Here is a 15,156-nt window from a genome sequence, read left to right on the forward strand (position 1 = left end):
CGACCGTTCCCCGTCCCCAAGGAGATTGCATGTCCAAGCCGCTGTCACCCGCAGAAGAAGCCCTGCGCGACGCCGCCCGTGAATACCACCGCGCCGGCGTGCGCGGCAAGATTTCGGTCACGCCCACCAAGCCGCTGGTCAACCAGCGCGACCTGTCGCTGGCCTATTCGCCGGGCGTGGCCTATCCCTGCCTGGACATCCAGGCCGACCCCTCCAAGGCGGCCGAATACACCGCGCGCGGCAATCTGGTGGGCGTGGTCACCAACGGCACCGCGGTGCTGGGCCTGGGCGACATCGGCCCACTGGCCGGCAAGCCGGTGATGGAAGGCAAGGGCTGCCTGTTCAAGAAGTTCGCCGGCATCGACGTGTTCGACATCGAGCTGGCCGAGCGCGACCCCGACAAGCTGGTGGACATCATCGCGGCGCTGGAGCCCACGCTGGGCGGCATCAACCTCGAGGACATCAAGGCGCCCGAGTGCTTCTACATCGAGAAGAAGCTGCGCGAGCGTATGAACATCCCCGTCTTCCACGACGACCAGCACGGCACGGCCATCATCTCGGCCGCCGCCCTGCTCAACGGCCTGGAGCTCGTGGGCAAGAAGATCGGCGACGTGAAGATCGCCGTCTCGGGCGCCGGCGCCGCGGCCATCGCCTGCCTGGACGTGATGGTGGGCCTGGGCGCCAAGACGGCCAACATCTTCGCCTGCGACTCCAAGGGCCTGATCTACACCGGCCGCGCCGGCGGCTTCGACGAGTCGAAGGCCCGCTATGCCCAGCCGGACACCGGCGCCCGCACCCTGGCCGACGTGGTGCAGCAGGCCGACGTGTTCCTGGGCTGCTCGGCTCCCGGCGTGCTGACGGCCGACATGGTCAAGACCATGGCGGACAAGCCCATCATCCTGGCCCTGGCCAATCCCGAGCCCGAGATCCGCCCCGAACTGGCCAAAGCCGTGCGTCCCGAGTGCATCATTGCCACCGGCCGCAGCGACTACCCGAACCAGGTCAACAACGTCCTGTGCTTCCCCTACATCTTCCGCGGCGCGCTGGACTGCGGCGCCACCAAGATCACGGAAGAGATGAAGCTCGCCTGCGTGCGCGAGATCGCCGACCTGACCAAGGCCGACATCAGCGAGGAAGTCGCCACCGCCTATGCGGGCGAGGAGCTGTCCTTCGGCCCCGACTACCTGATCCCCAAGCCCTTCGACTCGCGCCTGATCCTGCGCATCGCGCCGGCCGTGGCCAAGGCCGCCGCCGCGTCGGGCGTCGCCACCCGCCCCATCGAGGACCTGGACGCCTACCGCCAGCAGCTGTCGCGCTTCGTCTACCAGACCGGCATGGTCATGCGCCCCGTCTTCGCCGCCGCCAAGGTGGCCGAGAAGAAGCGTGTGGCCTACGCCGAGGGCGAGGACGAACGCGCCCTGCGCGCCGCCCAGATGGCCGTGGACGAGGGCATCGCCCGTCCGATCCTGATCGGCCGGCCGGACATCATCGCCATGCGCATCAAGAAGGCCGGCCTCAACCTGCGCCCCGGCATCGATGCCGAGGTGGTGGACCCCGAGAACGACCCGCGCTTCCGCCAGTACTGGGAGGCCTACCACCAGCTGATGGGCCGCCGCGGCATCAACCCGGAAGGCTCCAAGGCGATGGTGCGCCGCTCCAACACCACCATCGCCGCGCTGATGGTGCACCTGGGCGACGCCGACGCCATGCTGTGCGGCCTGGTCGGGCGCTTCGACAGCCACCTGAAGATCCTGGGCCAGCTGCTGGGCACCCAGCGCGGCGTGCCGGACTTCGCCACGCTGAACGCGCTGATGCTGGACAAGTACACGCTGTTCATCGCCGACACCAACGTGCACGAGGACCCGACGGCCGAGCAGCTGGCGCAGATCGCGCTGATGGCCGCCGAAGAGGTGCGCCGCTTCGGCCTGCCGCCCAAGGTCGCCTTCCTGTCGCATTCCAACTTCGGCACCTCCGAGCGCGCCTCGGCCCGCAAGATGCGCATCGCCCGCGACCTGTTCGCGCAAATGGCGCCCGACATCGAATGCGACGGCGAGATGCACGGCGACGCCGCGCTGTCGGAATCGGTGCGGCGCGAGTCGCTGCCCGGCTCCTCGCTGACCGGCGAGGCCAACCTGCTGATCTGCCCCAACCTGGACTCGGCCAACATCCTCTTCAACGTGCTGAAGATGACCGGCGCCAACGGCGTGACGGTGGGTCCGATCCTGCTGGGCTCGGCCAAGCCGGCCCATGTGCTCACCGCCAATGCCACCGTGCGCCGCGTCCTGAACATGACCGCACTGGCCGTGGCCAACGCGAACACGGCACGCTGAGCCCCAGCGCCTGACGACGCGCCACATTGGCGCATCGACGCCCCACGTGCGTGCACGCCGTGGGGCGTTTTTCGTTTCTCTCGGGGATGACCCGGGTGCACCGCTTTGGCGCAGGGCTGAGGATCGCACCCCAACGGTGCAGGCACCGTTATTGCTTTTTCCTGCCACAACCCTCAGCGAGAGTCTTCATGAACAAGCGACAAGTCCTGCAGTCCTTCCTGGCCGCCTCGGCCTTCGCCTTCGGCCTGGGCACGGCCCACGCCCAGGCCACCACGCCGATCAAGTTCCAGCTGGACTGGCGCTTCGAAGGCCCCGCCGCCCTGTTCCTGCATCCGGCCGCCAAGGGCTACTTCAAGCAGGCCGGCATCGACGTGACCATCGACGCCGGCAACGGCTCGGGCGGCACCGTCACCCGCGTGGCCTCGGGCGCCTACGACATGGGCTTCGCCGACCTGGCGGCGCTGATGGAGTTCCACGCCAACAACCCCGACAGCCCCAACAAGCCGGTCGCGGTCATGATGGTCTACAACAACACGCCGGCCTCGGCCATGGCGCTCAAGAAGAGCGGCATCACCAAGCCGGCCGACCTGTCGGGCAAGAAGCTGGGCGCCCCGGTGTTCGACGCCGGCCGCCGCGCCTTCCCCATCTTCGCCAAGGCCAACAACATCACCAACGTCACCTGGACGGCGATGGACCCGACGCTGCGCGAGACCATGCTGATGCGCGGCGACATCGACGCCATCACCGGCTTCACCTTCACCTCGCTGCTCAACCTCGAAGCCCGCGGCGCCAAGGCCAGCGACGTGGTGGTGCTGCCCTATCCCGACTACGGCGTGAAGCTCTACGGCAACGCCATCATCGTGTCGCCCAAGCTGCTGGCCGAGAAGCCGCAGGTGGTCAAGGCCTTCCTGTCGGCCTTCGCCAAGGGCGCCAAGGAAGTCATCGCCAGCCCGGCCGTGGCCATCGAGTCGGTCAAGGCACGCGACGGCATCATCGACACCAAGCTCGAGACGCGCCGCCTGCAGCTGGCCATCGACACCGTCATCAACAGCCCCGATGCCCGCGCCGAAGGCTTCGGCAACGTGGTGCCGGCGCGCCTGGCACTGATGGCCTCGCAGGTGTCCGACGCCTACGGCACCAAGACCCGCGTCAAGCCCGAAGCGATCTGGAACGGCACCGTGCTGCCGCCGGCCGCCGAGCTGGCCATCCTCAAGAAGTAAGCGGCGCCCGCGCCTTCTCTCCCTCGGCCTGTGGCCGGCCCGTTGCGGCCGGCGCAGGCCGGTTTCTTGTGCACCGCCCATGGACACGCAAAACGCCCCCCCCTTCGTCGACTTCCAGGACGTCTGGCTCGCCTACAACGAGCAGCTGCTGCGCGAGAACCACTTCGCCGTCGAGGCCATCGACCTCCAGGTGAAGAAGGGCGAGTTCATCGCCATCGTCGGGCCCTCGGGCTGCGGCAAGTCCACCTTCATGAAGCTCACCACCGGGCTGCGCATGCCGTCGATGGGCCGAATCCGCATCGACGGCCAGCCGGTGACCGGGCCGCTCAAGATCTCGGGCATGGCCTTCCAGGCGCCGTCGCTGCTGCCCTGGCGCACCACGGTCGACAACGTGCTGCTGCCGCTGGAGATCGTGGAGCCCTACCGATCCACCTTCAAGGCCAAGAAGAAGGAATACGAGGAGCGCGCCCGTCGCCTGCTGCAGAAGGTGGGCCTGGCCGGCTACGAGGACAAGTTCCCCTGGCAGCTGTCGGGCGGCATGCAGCAGCGCGCCAGCATCTGCCGCGCGCTGATCCACGAGCCCAAGATGCTGCTGCTGGACGAGCCCTTCGGCGCGCTCGATGCCTTCACCCGCGAAGAGCTTTGGTGCATCCTGCGCGACCTGTGGACCGAGCAGCGCTTCAACGTGATCCTGGTGACGCACGACCTGCGCGAGTCGGTCTTCCTGGCCGACACGGTGTACGTGATGAGCAAGTCGCCAGGCCGCTTCGTGGTCAAGCGCGAGATCGAGCTGCCGCGCCCGCGCGAGCTCGAAGTGACCTACACCAAGGAATTCAGCGACATCGTGCACGAGCTGCGCGGCCACATCGGCGCCATCCGCCAGGGCGCCGCCGCCGGTGCGCCCGCCGTGCCGCTGCCGCAGTAACCACGCTCAGGGAACCGTCCGCCCATGAACAACAAATTGCTCGAACGCTGGTCGCCGTGGCTGCTGCTGGTGGCCGTGATCCTGCTGTGGCAGATCATCTGCTCGGCCTTCGCCGTCTCGGAATTCATCTTCCCCAGCCCCTGGCGCATCTGGACCCAGTTCTGGGAATTCAAGGCCATCATCGCCGGCCATGCCTGGCGCACCTTCTGGGTGACGATGGCGGGCTTCGGCCTGGCCATCGTGGTGGGCGTGCTGCTGGGCTTCGTGATCGGCAGCTCGCGCCTGGCCTATGCCGCCATGTATCCGCTGATGACGGCCTTCAACGCCCTGCCCAAGGCGGCCTTCGTGCCCATCCTGGTGGTGTGGTTCGGCATCGGCGTCGGGCCGGCCATCCTCACCGCCTTCCTCATCAGCTTCTTCCCGATCATGGTCAACATCGCCACCGGCCTGGCCACGCTGGAGCCGGAGCTGGAGGACGTGCTGCGGGTGCTGGGCGCCAAGCGCTGGGACGTGCTGATGAAGATCGGCCTGCCGCGCTCCATGCCCTACTTCTATGCCTCGCTCAAGGTGGCGATCACGCTGGCCTTCGTGGGCACCACGGTGTCGGAGATGACCGCCGCCAACGAGGGCATCGGCTACCTGCTGATCTCGGCCGGCTCGGCCATGCAGATGGGCCTGGCCTTCGCCGGCCTGATGGTGGTGGGCGCCATGGCGATGGTCATGTACGAACTCTTCAGCGCGCTGGAAAAGCACACCACGGCCTGGGCGCACCGGGGCACGCAGGGCGGCTGAGCGCCGTCAGGCCCGGCGCGCCGCCCGGCTACTTCTGCCGGACGGCTCGCGGCGCCTTCTTGGCGGGTGCCGCGACAGTGGGGGCCGCGGGCGGCGCCAGAAGCGTGGCGAAGACCATCGCCACGAAGTCGTCGTAGGGCTGGTCGCCTCGCACCACCTTCGCGCGGATCAGCGTGCCCTGCCAGGCATTGAGCACGAAACGGGCGAGCACCGGCGCATCGGTGGCGGCGGCCACCGAGCCGTCGGCCTGGGCCTGACGGATGACCCCGGCGATGGCCACACTCCAATGGTGGAAGAGCCGCCCGAATTCGGCACGCGAAGTCTCGTGGCTGTCGGCGATCTCCGAACTCAGCGCGCCGAGGAAGCAGCCGCTACGGTAGCCGCGGTCCTTCACCGTCTTCCAGTTGGCGCGGAAGTGGCGCCTCAGCCGCTCCAGCGGGGCCAGCTTCTCGTCGTGCAGCACCTCGATGCCGTTGCGGGCGATGTAGGCCTGCAGCGCTTCCAGCGCCAGTTTCTCTTTGCTGTCGAAGTGGTTGTAGAACGAGCCCTTGGGCACCCCGGCCGCATCGGTCAGGTCCTGCACGCTCGCCCCGTTGAAGCCATGCACCTCGAACACATCGAGGGCGGCATCCACGAGCTTGTGCCGGACACTGGGTCTTCCCATGGCTGATCGTCCTTGCGCGGGAGGTTGAACAGGGCCCGCATTGTGCCAGCCGGTCCGCCCGTCCATAATATGACCGGTCGTCTTGAATGCGGTCCGTCCCGACTGTGGGCCAGACGTGACAAGGCCGAATGCCGCCTCGCGCATGCCGGCCCTCGCTTCAAGGAGATCACCGATGAACATTTTCGCTGGCGTGCGCTGGTGGTCGGCGTTGGCGAGCCTCGCGCTGCTGGTCAGCCTGCAGGGCTGCGTGGCGCTGACGCCGTCGCACAACACACCCGTCGCGGCGATGCCCGCGTCGCCGCAGGACTTTCTTTCGCGCGCCGCAGCACAACCCGGATTGGGGCCGCAGGAGTCGGCCTTCCGTCCGCTGGCACTGAGCGCCTATGCCCTCGATGCGCGCCTGGCCCTGATCGCCCGGGCCCAGCGCAGCATCGACGTGCAGTACTACCTTCTCCAGTCCGACGGCGTCGGGCGCCACTTCCTGAGGGCGCTACGCGATGCGGCGCTGCGCGGCGTGCGTGTGCGCGTGTTGGTCGACGACCTCTACACCACGGGCACGCAGGACCTGCTCGCCGACTTCGAAGCCACGCCGAACGTGGAAGTGCGGCTGTTCAATCCCTTCCCCGCGGGGCGGCGGCTCGACGCGACACGATGGGGGCTGGCGCTGTTCGACATCTCGCGCCTCAACCGGCGCATGCACAACAAGCTGCTGGTGGCGGACGGCGTGCTGGCCGTGGTCGGCGGGCGCAACATGGCGGACGAGTATTTCCTGCAGCACGCCAGTGGCAACTTCGCGGACTTCGACCTGTTGGTGACCGGCGCCGCGGTGCCCGCGTTGGCGGTAGGCTTCGACGCCTACTGGAACAGCTCGCGCGTCCATGCCCTGGCCCGCCTGCTGCCCTCCGACGAGCCGCCAGCCCTGCGGCAGGCCCGCTTCGACGCCGCAACCGCCCAGTCGCACGACACGCTGCCGCCGCTGCCTGCGGCCGCGCAGGACCTGCTGGGCTATGGCCCCGTCTCCGCGGCGCTGATGCATCCCCCCATGAAGATGCTGCGCGGCACCGTGCAGGTCCTCGTCGACGACCCCGAGAAGGCCGCCGGCCGGGCCGAGGACGGCGACGACCCGGACACCGTGACCCAGCAGACGCTGGCAGCCATCCTGCGCACGCAGCGTGAACTGCTGCTGGTCTCGCCCTACTTCGTGCCGGGCGAGCGCGGCATGGCCGCAATCCGCGAGGGCCGGCGCAAGGGCGTGGCCATCACGCTGGTGACCAACTCGCTCGCGGCCACCGACGAGTCCTTCGTGAGCGCCGCCTTCGCGCGCTATCGCCCCATGCTGCTGCGCGAAGGCGTGCAGGTGGTGGAGATCAGCCCCAAGGTGCTCGATCGGGAACCCGCCGCGCACCGGCGGGGTGGCTCCAGTGCGGGACGCATGCACGTCAAGGGCTTCGTCATCGATCGCCGCATCACCTTCGTGGGCTCGATGAACATGGACTTCCGCTCATCCCGCCTGAACACCGAGGTCGGCCTGCTGGTGGATTCGCCCGCACTGGCGGAGGACGTGATCCGGCTGATCGACACGCTGAGGCGCCTCGGCAGCTACCAGTTGCGGTTGTCGACCGACGATCAACATGTGCAGTGGGTCGAGACCAGCGATGGCCAGGCCCAGGTCTACGACGACGAACCGGGCGTGGATCTGGCTACCCGCCTGAAGATCTTCTTCTTTTCGCGGCTGATCAGCGAAAAGCTGCTGTAGGAGCAGTCACCGCCCGGCGCCATGTGCCGGACCGAGGCGTTCCGGTACCCAGCGCGGGGTGCCGGAACGCCGCGCTTCAGGCGATCGGGAACATCGCGTTGCCGGTCAGCGTCTGCGCAGCGGGCACCTCTTCCTGGATCACGTCCCAGTGCTCGACGAGTCGCCCGTCCTTCACGCGAAAGATGTCCACGCCGATCATGGTCTTGCCGCTCCAGTTGACGTACCGGCCGTGGATGGACACGAACTCGCCGTCGTCCAGCACCAGGCCGGGCTCGTAGCGGAAGTCCGCCGGCAGGCTGGGAATGACCTGCCGAAAAAAGGCCAGGCCATTGGGCATGCGCGGGTTGTGCTGCACATAGCCAGCGTCCCAGTAGGCGTCGAGGGCGCCAAGATCGCGTTGGCCGAACAGCCGCGTCATGGCGGCGAGGACCAGTTCCTTGTTGTTCATGGAGGCTCCGGATAAGAAGGAGTGGCCGCACAAAAGGCCACGGATACGGGACAGTGGTCGATTCAAGACGACCGGTCATATTCTGCCTGCACGTCCTGGCGGACACAATCGCTGTCTGGATACCACTGTGCTCTTGCGAGATGCCCGGCCAGTCAGCAGCGGCGCCCAACCAGGCCGTGTTGTTGCCCTGCGAGGTCTGCCCGATGCCTTTGGCGCGACCGGACGCGGCTAGCCACCACCTTGCCGGCGTGCGGTCAGCACGGCGCCCGATCCGATTGACATGCAGGCATTCACCTGCATAATCAACACACACCCGCACGAACGAATGGATGAAGACAAGGTTTTCAAGGCTCTGGCCGACCCAACGCGCAGGAAGCTGCTGGACCTGCTGTACGAGAACAACGGGCAGACGCTGGGCGAACTTTGCGAACACCTCGACATGGCGCGCCAGTCGACCACGCAGCACCTCGGCATCCTCGAGGCCGCACAGCTGGTGACGATCGTCTGGCGTGGCCGCGAGAAGCTGCACTTCATCAATCCGGTGCCGCTGCACGAGGTCTACGAGCGCTGGGTGCGGAAGTTCGAGCGCCACCGCCTCGGCCTGCTGCATGACCTGAAGAAGCAACTCGAAGGAGAGTGAGGATGAGCAAGACCTGTTTCGTCTATGTGACGTATATCCGCTCGACGCCGGAGAAGGTGTTCGAAGCGATCACCCGGCCAGAGATCGCACGGCGCTATTGGGGCCACGAGAACGTCTCCGACTGGCAGCCCGGGTCTGCCTGGCAGCACGTGCGCGCCAACGATGCGCGCACCGTCGAACTGGTGGGCGAGGTACTCGAAGTCACGCCGCCGACCCGGCTGGTCATCTCCTGGGCCAACGCCTCGCAGGCCAGCGATCCGGCAAGCCGCAGTCGCGTGAGCTTCGACATCGTCGAGTACCAGGGCATGGTGCGGCTGACCGTGACCCACGACGAGCTGGAGGCCGGCAGCGGCATGGCCAACGGCATCCAGAAGGGCTGGCCGATCGTGCTGTCCAGCCTCAAGTCCCTGCTCGAGACCGGCGAAGGCATCGACGTCTTCGCCCAACCCACGCAGGCCTGAACAGGCGGTCGCCATGAACGAGCCTTACACCAGCGGATGCGCATGCGGCGCGGTGCGTTTCAGCATGCCGCATGCGCCTGTGTTCCAGAACCACTGTCAGTGCCGGGACTGCCAGCGCCGCAGCGGTACAGGCCATGGCTCCTGGCTGACCTTCGCGTCGAGCGCCGAGCTGGCCTTGACCGGCGAAGTGCGGCACTGGGAGACAGTGGGCGACAGTGGAAACACCAAGATCCACGCCTTCTGCCCGGCGTGCGGCACATCGGTGGCCCTGCGCTTCACCGCCATGCCCGATCTGGTCGCCGTGCCTGCCGGCAGCCTGGACGAGCCGGCGCGCTTTGCGCCGCAGGTGGTGACCTACCGCGTGCGCGGCCCGACCTGGGACCGCGTGGATCCGTCGCTCACGGCCTTCGAGCGCATGCCGGGCTAGGGTTGGCGGCGCGATGAATGGGGGCCGCGCTGCTTCGCGACGGGACAGGAGCAGGCGCGGCGCAGCCGAAGGGAAACGGCCCTTTGCCCAAGGTCAGCCGGCCCTAGGCAGCCGAGCCGTCCGCCCAGCCTGTCTCGATCACGGTCTTTACTTCCGTCATGAGCTTGTGCACGGGGCATTTGCCGGCCACGCGCAGCAACTCGTCGCGCTGGGCATCGCTGAGCGCGCCGCCCACCTGCAGTCTGGCGGACAGACGGTAGGTGCCCTGCCGCTCCTGGCTGGCGTCGCGGTCGACGTCGACCTGGATGTCCTCGACCGGGATGTCGCGCCGCTGTGCGTACAGCAGCATCGTGATCGCCTTGCAGGCGGCCAGCGCGGCGTCGTAGAGGTCGTGCGGCTCGGGGCCGGCGTCGGTGCCGCCGCCGGCGATCGAAGCGTCGATGGTGATGGCGTGGCCGCGGATCTGCAGCGTGTGGGCAGTGCCGCTGCTGCCGTTGCGGCGAACGGTGACGGTCATTCGGGGCTCCTGGATTGGACGGAAGGAATGGAAGGGGTCGGCTGGACCGCGTGGGCCTCGGCCGGACTCCGCTGGACGACGACTGAGCACTGTCTTCGAAGTCAATGCTTCGCTCGAGCACGGGCCGATGTCTAGAAGGGACGATACAGGGGAACCAAGCCCCGGCTACGCGTAACGCCGAGGGGCACGTCGCCTGCGCCGCGCGCACCGAGGCATCCCGCATCCCGCATCCCGCATCCCGCATCCCGCGCCCCGCGCCCCGCGCCCCGCGCCCCGCGCCCCGCGCCCCGCGCAGCGTATGCTCGCGCGCCATGTCTCCATCGGCTCTCGCCGCGCCGCGATCCCGCTTGCGCACCTGGGCGCAGCCCTGTCTCGCCGCCGGCCTTGTGCTGATCGCCAGCCTGCCCTGCGCCGCCGCCAGCGACCCGGCAGCGGCATCGTCTCCACCTGAACGCTGCGCGGCCACGAGCGGCCAGCCTTCGCCGCCGCGCGCCCTCGCCATGGCCCGCATCGCGCAGGCCGAGCACGCCGCCTGGGGCGGCGCGGAGTTGGATGCCGAAGGCCGCCTGTTTCGCAGCGGCGCCGCGGAGGCCGAGGAGCGCGGTGCCTTCGCCCGGCCCGCGCCCTGGCAGCGCGTGATGCGCTACTGGTCCGCCGTCGACGACGCCGAACAGGCCCACTGGCCCTCGGCCGTGCGGTTCGGCGCCCTGCGCCCCGCGCAACGCGAACTGCTGGAAGAGGCGCTGCAGATGGCCTCTGCCGACCTGCTGCAGGGCCTGGGCGCCGGGACGGGCGTCGGGCTGCAGAGCGACGAGCGCCGCGCCATCGCCGTGGCGCTGGCGCGCGTGGCCGTCATCGACACGCCCTGGTCCGCCGCCTTCATCAGCTGGGTCGCGCGCGAGGCCGGCCTGCAACCGGGCGAGTTCGTCTTCTCCGAGGCCCATGCCGACTACGCGGCCGATGCCTGGCACACCCGCATGCAGGAAAGCGCCGGTAAGCAGTCAGCCGGTGCCATGCGTGCCTGCGACCTGCGCGCCACCGCGCCGCGCGTGGGCGACCTGGTCTGCCATGCCCGCGCCACCAGCCGCGACCTCGTGACGCTGGACGAGCTGGGCCAAGCGCTGGAGCGCCGCCGCACCACCGGCAGCGGCCTGCCCATGCATTGCGACGTGGTCGTGCAGGTGGACGACAACGGCTTCGACACCGTCGGCGGCAATGTGCTCGACGGCGTCACCGGCCGGCGCCTGGACTTCGCGCCCGGCACCCGACTTCTGGATGCGAGCTACCAGCCCGGCTGCAGCGCTTGCACCGACCGTCACCTGAGCACCGCACCCTGGGTGCTGCTGCTGCAATGGCGCTGATGGCGGCAGGGTCGGCGGTCGATGCGCGCGCGACGGGCTGCGCCAGAATCGCGCCCGTGACGCCCGACAAGCGCCTTTTTCTCTCGGCGATGCTCCTGCAGGGCCTGCTGCTGGCAGGCTGCGGCAGCGCGCCGTCGCGGCCGGATCGGTACCGCTACCCGCCCCTCACGCCCGAACAGGCGAGCGACATCGCCATCCATGCGCTCGGTCTGGTGGGCACGCCCTACCGCTATGGCGGCAACACGCCCGAAGGCGGCTTCGACTGCAGCGGCCTGATTGGCTACGTCTACCGCACCCGCGCCGGCCTCGTGCCGCCGCGCACCGTGGCCCAGCTCGACGAGTTCGGCGAGCCGGTGCGGGTCGATGCCTTGCGCACCGGCGACCTCGTGCTCTTCGGCCGTGGCCGGCCCACGCATGCCGGCATCTATGTGGGCGACGGCCGCTTCGTGCATGCGCCGTCGACCGGCGGCACGGTGCGGCTGGACCAGCTTGCCGGCGTGTACTGGTCGAAGCAGCCGGTGAGCGCGCGGCGGCCCTGACCCGTCGCGACCCACGGCAGCCCGGCCGCGCGCGGCATCGGCCTCAGTCGATGCGCACGCCCCGCGTCTTGATCACCTGGCCGTAGCGGACCTTGTCGGCATCGATCACCTGCTGCAGCTCGGCCGCGGTGCTGCCGCGTGGCGTGGCACCCTGCGCGACCAGCGCCTCCTTCACCTCGGGCATGCGGGCCACCTCCTGCACGGCCGTGGAGAGCCGCTCGACGATGGCCGACGGCGTGCCGGCCGGCGCCATCACCGCCGTCCACGAGCCGGACTCGGCATTCGGCACGCCCAGTTCGGCCAGCGTCGGCACGTCGGGCATGGCGGGCGAGCGCTGCGCGCTGGTCACGGCCAGCGCGCGCAGCTTGCCGGCCTTGACGTAGCCCGAGGTCTCCAGCACCGAGGCGAAGAGCATGTCCACATGGCCGGCGATCAGGTCCGCCATGGCCGGCCCGCCGCCCTTGTAGGGCACGTGCCGCAGCTCGATGCCCGTGGCCTGCTGGAAGATCTCGCCCGTGAGGTGCGGCGATCCGCCGTTGCCCGAACTGGCGAAGGTGTACTTGCCCGGCGCGGCCTTGGCCAGGGCCACCAGCTCCTTCGGCGTGCGCGCGGGCAGCGCGGTGTTGATGACGAAGGCGAAGGGCAGCTCGGCGAACAGCGACACCGGTGCGAAGGCCTTGTCCGGGTCGTAGGGCATCTTGTAGAGCCAGGGGTTGATGGACTGCGTGCCCACGTTGCCGAAGAAGAGCGTGTAGCCGTCGGGCTTGGCCTTGGCGACCAGGTCGGCGCCCACCAGGCCGCCGGCGCCGGCGCGGTTCTCCACCACCACCGACTGGCCCAGCTTGGCACCGAGCCGCGTGGCCAGCAGGCGCGCCGCGATGTCGGTGCCGCCGCCCGGCGAAAAAGGCACGATCAGCGTGACTGGCCGCACCGGCCAGGCTGGCTGCGCCAGCGCGCCCCATGGCATCAATACGGCCATGGCCGTGGCCGCCAGCAGGGCGCCGCGGCGCCGAAGGAAGGGTCTTGTCTCCATGGGATCTGCTCCTCGTTGGTCTGTGGAATCGTCGAAGGCTGCCTGAGTCAGGCCGAGCCCGGCACCGGCACGCGGACCCGGCCGGTGGCGAAGTAGCTGGCCAGGTTGTCCATCACGAGGTCGGCCATGGCCTGGCGGGTCTCGTGCGTGTTGCTGGCCACGTGCGGCAGCAGCACCACGTTGTCCATGGCGAACAGGGCCTCGGGCACCTGGGGCTCCTGCTCGAAGACGTCCAGCCCGGCACCCGCGATGCGGCCCTGCTGCAGGGCCTGCACCAGCGCCGCCTGGTCGACCACGGTGCCGCGCGACACATTGACCAAGAAGCCGTGCGGCCCCAGCGCATCGAGCACCGCGGCCGAGATCAGCCCGCGCGTGGCGGGCCCGCCGGCACTGGCCACGACCAGGAAGTCGGCCCAGCGCGCCAGGCCCTCCAGCGTGGGCTCGTAGCCGTAGGGCACGTCGTCCACCATCTGGCGGTTGTGGTAGCGCACGTCCATGTCGAAGCCGCTGGCCCGCCGCGCGATGACACGGCCGATGCGGCCCAGGCCCACGATGCCCAGGCGCTTGCCGCTGACGCGGTGGCTGAGCGGAAACTGCCCGCGCAGCCAGTCGCCCCGGCGGGTGAAGCGGTCGGCCGCGCTGAAGCGGCGGGCCACGTCCATCACCAGGCCGAAGGCCGTGTCGGCCACGCAGTCGTTGAGCACGTCGGGCGTGTAGCCCACCGCGATGCCGCGCTCGCGGGCCCGCTCGACATCGATGGTCTCGAAGCCCACGCCGAAGTTGGAGATCACGCGCAGCGAGGGCAGCGCGTCGATCAGCGCTCGCGGCGCACCGATGCGCGCCGTGCAGGCGATGCCGTCGAACTGCGCGCCCTCCGCCGCCAGGAAGGCCGCCGGGTCGGGCTGGGCCTGCAGCAGCGTGAGCCGGTAGGTGGCGGCCAGCGCCTGTTCGAGCTGCGGCAGCAGCGGGCCGTTCTGGAGGATGCGGGGTCGGGTGTCGAGGGTCATGGTTCTCGCAAAGTGCGCCCAGGCGACCGCCGCCGGGCTGCGTTCGTCAAGGGCGCGCTGGCGCTCACTCGGGCTGGATGCCGGCCTGACGGGCCACCTGCGCCCACTTGGCCATCTCGCTGGCGATGAAGGCGCCGAACTGCTGCGGCGTGCCGCCGCCAGCCTCCATGCCGGCGTTCTGGAAATGCTGGCGCACCTCGGGCAGCGCCAGGATGCGGTCGACCTCGGTGTTCAGCCGGCCGATGGCCGCCGCCGGCGTGCCGGCCGGCGCGAGCAGGCCGCCCCAGGTGCTGGTCTCGTAGCCGGGCAGGCCCGCCTCGGCCATGGTGGGCACGTCGGGCAGCATGGCCACGCGGCGCGGCGTGGTCACGGCCAGGGCGCGCAGCTTGCCGGCCTTGACCTGGGCATTGACCGCCGCCAGCGTGTCGAACATCAGCGCCACGCGGCCGCTCATCAGGTCGGGATGGGCCAGCGTGCTGCCCTTGTAGGGAATGTGCGTGAGGTCCAGCCCCGCCATGCTCTTGAACAGCTCGCCCGAAAAATGCGGCGCGCCGCCCGAGCCGCTGGAGGCGAAGGCCAGTTGGCCCGGCCGCGCCTTGGCATAGGCGACCAGCTCCTGCACGCTGCGCACCGGCAGGCTGGGCGCCACCACCAGCACCAGCGGCACCACATGGGTGAGCACCACGGGCTCGAAACTGCGCAGCGTGTCGAAGGGCAGCTTGCGCACCATGCTCGGGTTGATGGCATGGCTGCTGGCCACCAGCGCCAGCGTGTGGCCGTCGGGCGGGCTCTTGGCCACGAAGTCGGTGCCGATGATGCCGGTGGCCCCGGCGCGGTTGTCCACCACCACCGGCTGGCCCCAGGCCTCGGAGAGCTTCTGGCCGATCAGTCGGGCGGCCAGGTCGATGGCGCCGCCCGGCGAGGCGGGCACCACGATGGTCAGCGAGCGGCTGGGAAAGGCCGGCTGCGCCGCGGCCGGCAGGGTCCAGGCGGCGGCACTGGCACCCAGGGCGCCGAGCAGGTGTCTGCGTTGCAT

General features: G+C 69.5%; 16 protein-coding genes. 10 read left to right on the forward strand and 6 right to left on the reverse strand.

Annotated elements, in window-relative coordinates; all coding sequences use genetic code 11:
* The first annotated feature begins 29 nt into the window (after positions 1 to 29).
* From BXA03_RS12535 to BXA03_RS12550, 4 genes are all read left to right on the forward strand, one after another.
* Positions 30 to 2,330, forward strand: coding sequence for an NADP-dependent malic enzyme (locus BXA03_RS12535; RefSeq protein ID WP_076508070.1), 2,301 nt, complete (start codon positions 30 to 32; stop codon positions 2,328 to 2,330).
* Between the two features lie 188 nt (positions 2,331 to 2,518).
* Complete coding sequence (locus BXA03_RS12540; protein WP_076508072.1) at positions 2,519 to 3,550, forward strand: ABC transporter substrate-binding protein; 1,032 nt, start codon at positions 2,519 to 2,521, stop codon at positions 3,548 to 3,550.
* Between the two features lie 79 nt (positions 3,551 to 3,629).
* A complete protein-coding gene (locus tag BXA03_RS12545) occupies positions 3,630 to 4,475 on the forward strand; it encodes an ABC transporter ATP-binding protein (RefSeq protein WP_076508075.1) in 846 nt (281 codons plus the stop codon).
* 24 nt (positions 4,476 to 4,499) lie between these two features.
* Entirely contained in the window at positions 4,500 to 5,267 is a 768-nt protein-coding gene (locus BXA03_RS12550) for an ABC transporter permease (RefSeq protein ID WP_076508078.1), read from the forward strand.
* A gap of 28 nt (positions 5,268 to 5,295) precedes the next feature.
* On the opposite strand, the gene BXA03_RS12555 is transcribed toward BXA03_RS12550, so the two are convergent.
* Positions 5,296 to 5,931, reverse strand: coding sequence for a TetR/AcrR family transcriptional regulator (locus tag BXA03_RS12555; RefSeq protein WP_076508080.1), 636 nt, complete (start codon positions 5,929 to 5,931; stop codon positions 5,296 to 5,298).
* Positions 5,932 to 6,103: 172 nt separating this feature from the next.
* Between BXA03_RS12555 and BXA03_RS12560 the strand changes: the two genes are divergently transcribed.
* Positions 6,104 to 7,687, forward strand: coding sequence for a phospholipase D-like domain-containing protein (locus BXA03_RS12560; protein WP_076508083.1), 1,584 nt, complete (start codon positions 6,104 to 6,106; stop codon positions 7,685 to 7,687).
* 76 nt (positions 7,688 to 7,763) lie between these two features.
* Here the strand turns inward: BXA03_RS12560 and BXA03_RS12565 are convergent, their stop codons facing one another.
* Entirely contained in the window at positions 7,764 to 8,135 is a 372-nt protein-coding gene (locus tag BXA03_RS12565; protein ID WP_076508086.1) for a nuclear transport factor 2 family protein, read from the reverse strand.
* A 280-nt stretch (positions 8,136 to 8,415) separates the two neighbouring features.
* Here BXA03_RS12565 and BXA03_RS12570 point away from each other — a divergent pair, with 280 nt between their 5' ends.
* The 3 genes from BXA03_RS12570 to BXA03_RS12580 are packed head-to-tail and all read left to right on the forward strand — an operon-like array spanning position 8,416 to position 9,663.
* Positions 8,416 to 8,775 (forward strand): ArsR/SmtB family transcription factor, encoded by a 360-nt coding sequence (locus tag BXA03_RS12570; RefSeq protein ID WP_234983669.1) that lies wholly within the window; start codon positions 8,416 to 8,418, stop codon positions 8,773 to 8,775.
* A gap of 2 nt (positions 8,776 to 8,777) precedes the next feature.
* Positions 8,778 to 9,236, forward strand: a complete 459-nt coding sequence (locus BXA03_RS12575; protein ID WP_076508091.1) for an SRPBCC family protein — start codon at positions 8,778 to 8,780, stop codon at positions 9,234 to 9,236.
* Between the two features lie 13 nt (positions 9,237 to 9,249).
* A complete protein-coding gene (locus BXA03_RS12580; protein WP_076508094.1) occupies positions 9,250 to 9,663 on the forward strand; it encodes a GFA family protein in 414 nt (137 codons plus the stop codon).
* Positions 9,664 to 9,766: 103 nt separating this feature from the next.
* On the opposite strand, the gene BXA03_RS12585 is transcribed toward BXA03_RS12580, so the two are convergent.
* Entirely contained in the window at positions 9,767 to 10,180 is a 414-nt protein-coding gene (locus BXA03_RS12585; protein ID WP_076508096.1) for an OsmC family protein, read from the reverse strand.
* Positions 10,181 to 10,680: 500 nt separating this feature from the next.
* On the opposite strand from BXA03_RS12585, the gene BXA03_RS12590 reads away from it, so the two are divergent.
* Both BXA03_RS12590 and BXA03_RS12595 read left to right on the forward strand, forming a co-directional pair.
* Complete coding sequence (locus BXA03_RS12590; RefSeq protein ID WP_143476299.1) at positions 10,681 to 11,541, forward strand: DUF2272 domain-containing protein; 861 nt, start codon at positions 10,681 to 10,683, stop codon at positions 11,539 to 11,541.
* Positions 11,542 to 11,630: 89 nt separating this feature from the next.
* Positions 11,631 to 12,080: a C40 family peptidase gene (locus tag BXA03_RS12595; RefSeq protein WP_076508524.1), complete on the forward strand. Its 450-nt coding sequence runs from the start codon at positions 11,631 to 11,633 to the stop codon at positions 12,078 to 12,080.
* A gap of 43 nt (positions 12,081 to 12,123) precedes the next feature.
* Here the strand turns inward: BXA03_RS12595 and BXA03_RS12600 are convergent, their stop codons facing one another.
* The 3 genes from BXA03_RS12600 to BXA03_RS12610 all read right to left on the reverse strand — a co-directional run bounded on the left by BXA03_RS12600 (position 12,124) and on the right by BXA03_RS12610 (position 15,156).
* Positions 12,124 to 13,113 (reverse strand): Bug family tripartite tricarboxylate transporter substrate binding protein, encoded by a 990-nt coding sequence (locus BXA03_RS12600; protein WP_076508102.1) that lies wholly within the window; start codon positions 13,111 to 13,113, stop codon positions 12,124 to 12,126.
* A gap of 47 nt (positions 13,114 to 13,160) precedes the next feature.
* Positions 13,161 to 14,120, reverse strand: coding sequence for a 2-hydroxyacid dehydrogenase (locus BXA03_RS12605; protein WP_076508104.1), 960 nt, complete (start codon positions 14,118 to 14,120; stop codon positions 13,161 to 13,163).
* 64 nt (positions 14,121 to 14,184) lie between these two features.
* Entirely contained in the window at positions 14,185 to 15,156 is a 972-nt protein-coding gene (locus BXA03_RS12610; protein ID WP_076508107.1) for a tripartite tricarboxylate transporter substrate binding protein, read from the reverse strand.

The sequence above is a fragment of the Pseudacidovorax sp. RU35E genome (assembly GCF_900156165.1).
Classification (GTDB): Bacteria; Pseudomonadota; Gammaproteobacteria; order Burkholderiales; family Burkholderiaceae_C; genus Xenophilus.

Coding starts and splice junctions, on each gene's coding strand:
- BXA03_RS12605 (WP_076508104.1), bottom strand. CDS start 14,120: ATGACCCTCGACACCCGACCCCGCATCCTCCAGAACGGCCCGCTGCTG.
- BXA03_RS12595 (WP_076508524.1), top strand. CDS start 11,631: ATGCTCCTGCAGGGCCTGCTGCTGGCAGGCTGCGGCAGCGCGCCGTCG.
- BXA03_RS12540 (WP_076508072.1), top strand. CDS start 2,519: ATGAACAAGCGACAAGTCCTGCAGTCCTTCCTGGCCGCCTCGGCCTTC.
- BXA03_RS12580 (WP_076508094.1), top strand. CDS start 9,250: ATGAACGAGCCTTACACCAGCGGATGCGCATGCGGCGCGGTGCGTTTC.
- BXA03_RS12570 (WP_234983669.1), top strand. CDS start 8,416: ATGCAGGCATTCACCTGCATAATCAACACACACCCGCACGAACGAATG.
- BXA03_RS12565 (WP_076508086.1), bottom strand. CDS start 8,135: ATGAACAACAAGGAACTGGTCCTCGCCGCCATGACGCGGCTGTTCGGC.
- BXA03_RS12545 (WP_076508075.1), top strand. CDS start 3,630: ATGGACACGCAAAACGCCCCCCCCTTCGTCGACTTCCAGGACGTCTGG.
- BXA03_RS12590 (WP_143476299.1), top strand. CDS start 10,681: ATGGCCCGCATCGCGCAGGCCGAGCACGCCGCCTGGGGCGGCGCGGAG.
- BXA03_RS12585 (WP_076508096.1), bottom strand. CDS start 10,180: ATGACCGTCACCGTTCGCCGCAACGGCAGCAGCGGCACTGCCCACACG.
- BXA03_RS12600 (WP_076508102.1), bottom strand. CDS start 13,113: ATGGAGACAAGACCCTTCCTTCGGCGCCGCGGCGCCCTGCTGGCGGCC.
- BXA03_RS12550 (WP_076508078.1), top strand. CDS start 4,500: ATGAACAACAAATTGCTCGAACGCTGGTCGCCGTGGCTGCTGCTGGTG.
- BXA03_RS12575 (WP_076508091.1), top strand. CDS start 8,778: ATGAGCAAGACCTGTTTCGTCTATGTGACGTATATCCGCTCGACGCCG.
- BXA03_RS12555 (WP_076508080.1), bottom strand. CDS start 5,931: ATGGGAAGACCCAGTGTCCGGCACAAGCTCGTGGATGCCGCCCTCGAT.
- BXA03_RS12560 (WP_076508083.1), top strand. CDS start 6,104: ATGAACATTTTCGCTGGCGTGCGCTGGTGGTCGGCGTTGGCGAGCCTC.
- BXA03_RS12610 (WP_076508107.1), bottom strand. CDS start 15,156: ATGCAACGCAGACACCTGCTCGGCGCCCTGGGTGCCAGTGCCGCCGCC.
- BXA03_RS12535 (WP_076508070.1), top strand. CDS start 30: ATGTCCAAGCCGCTGTCACCCGCAGAAGAAGCCCTGCGCGACGCCGCC.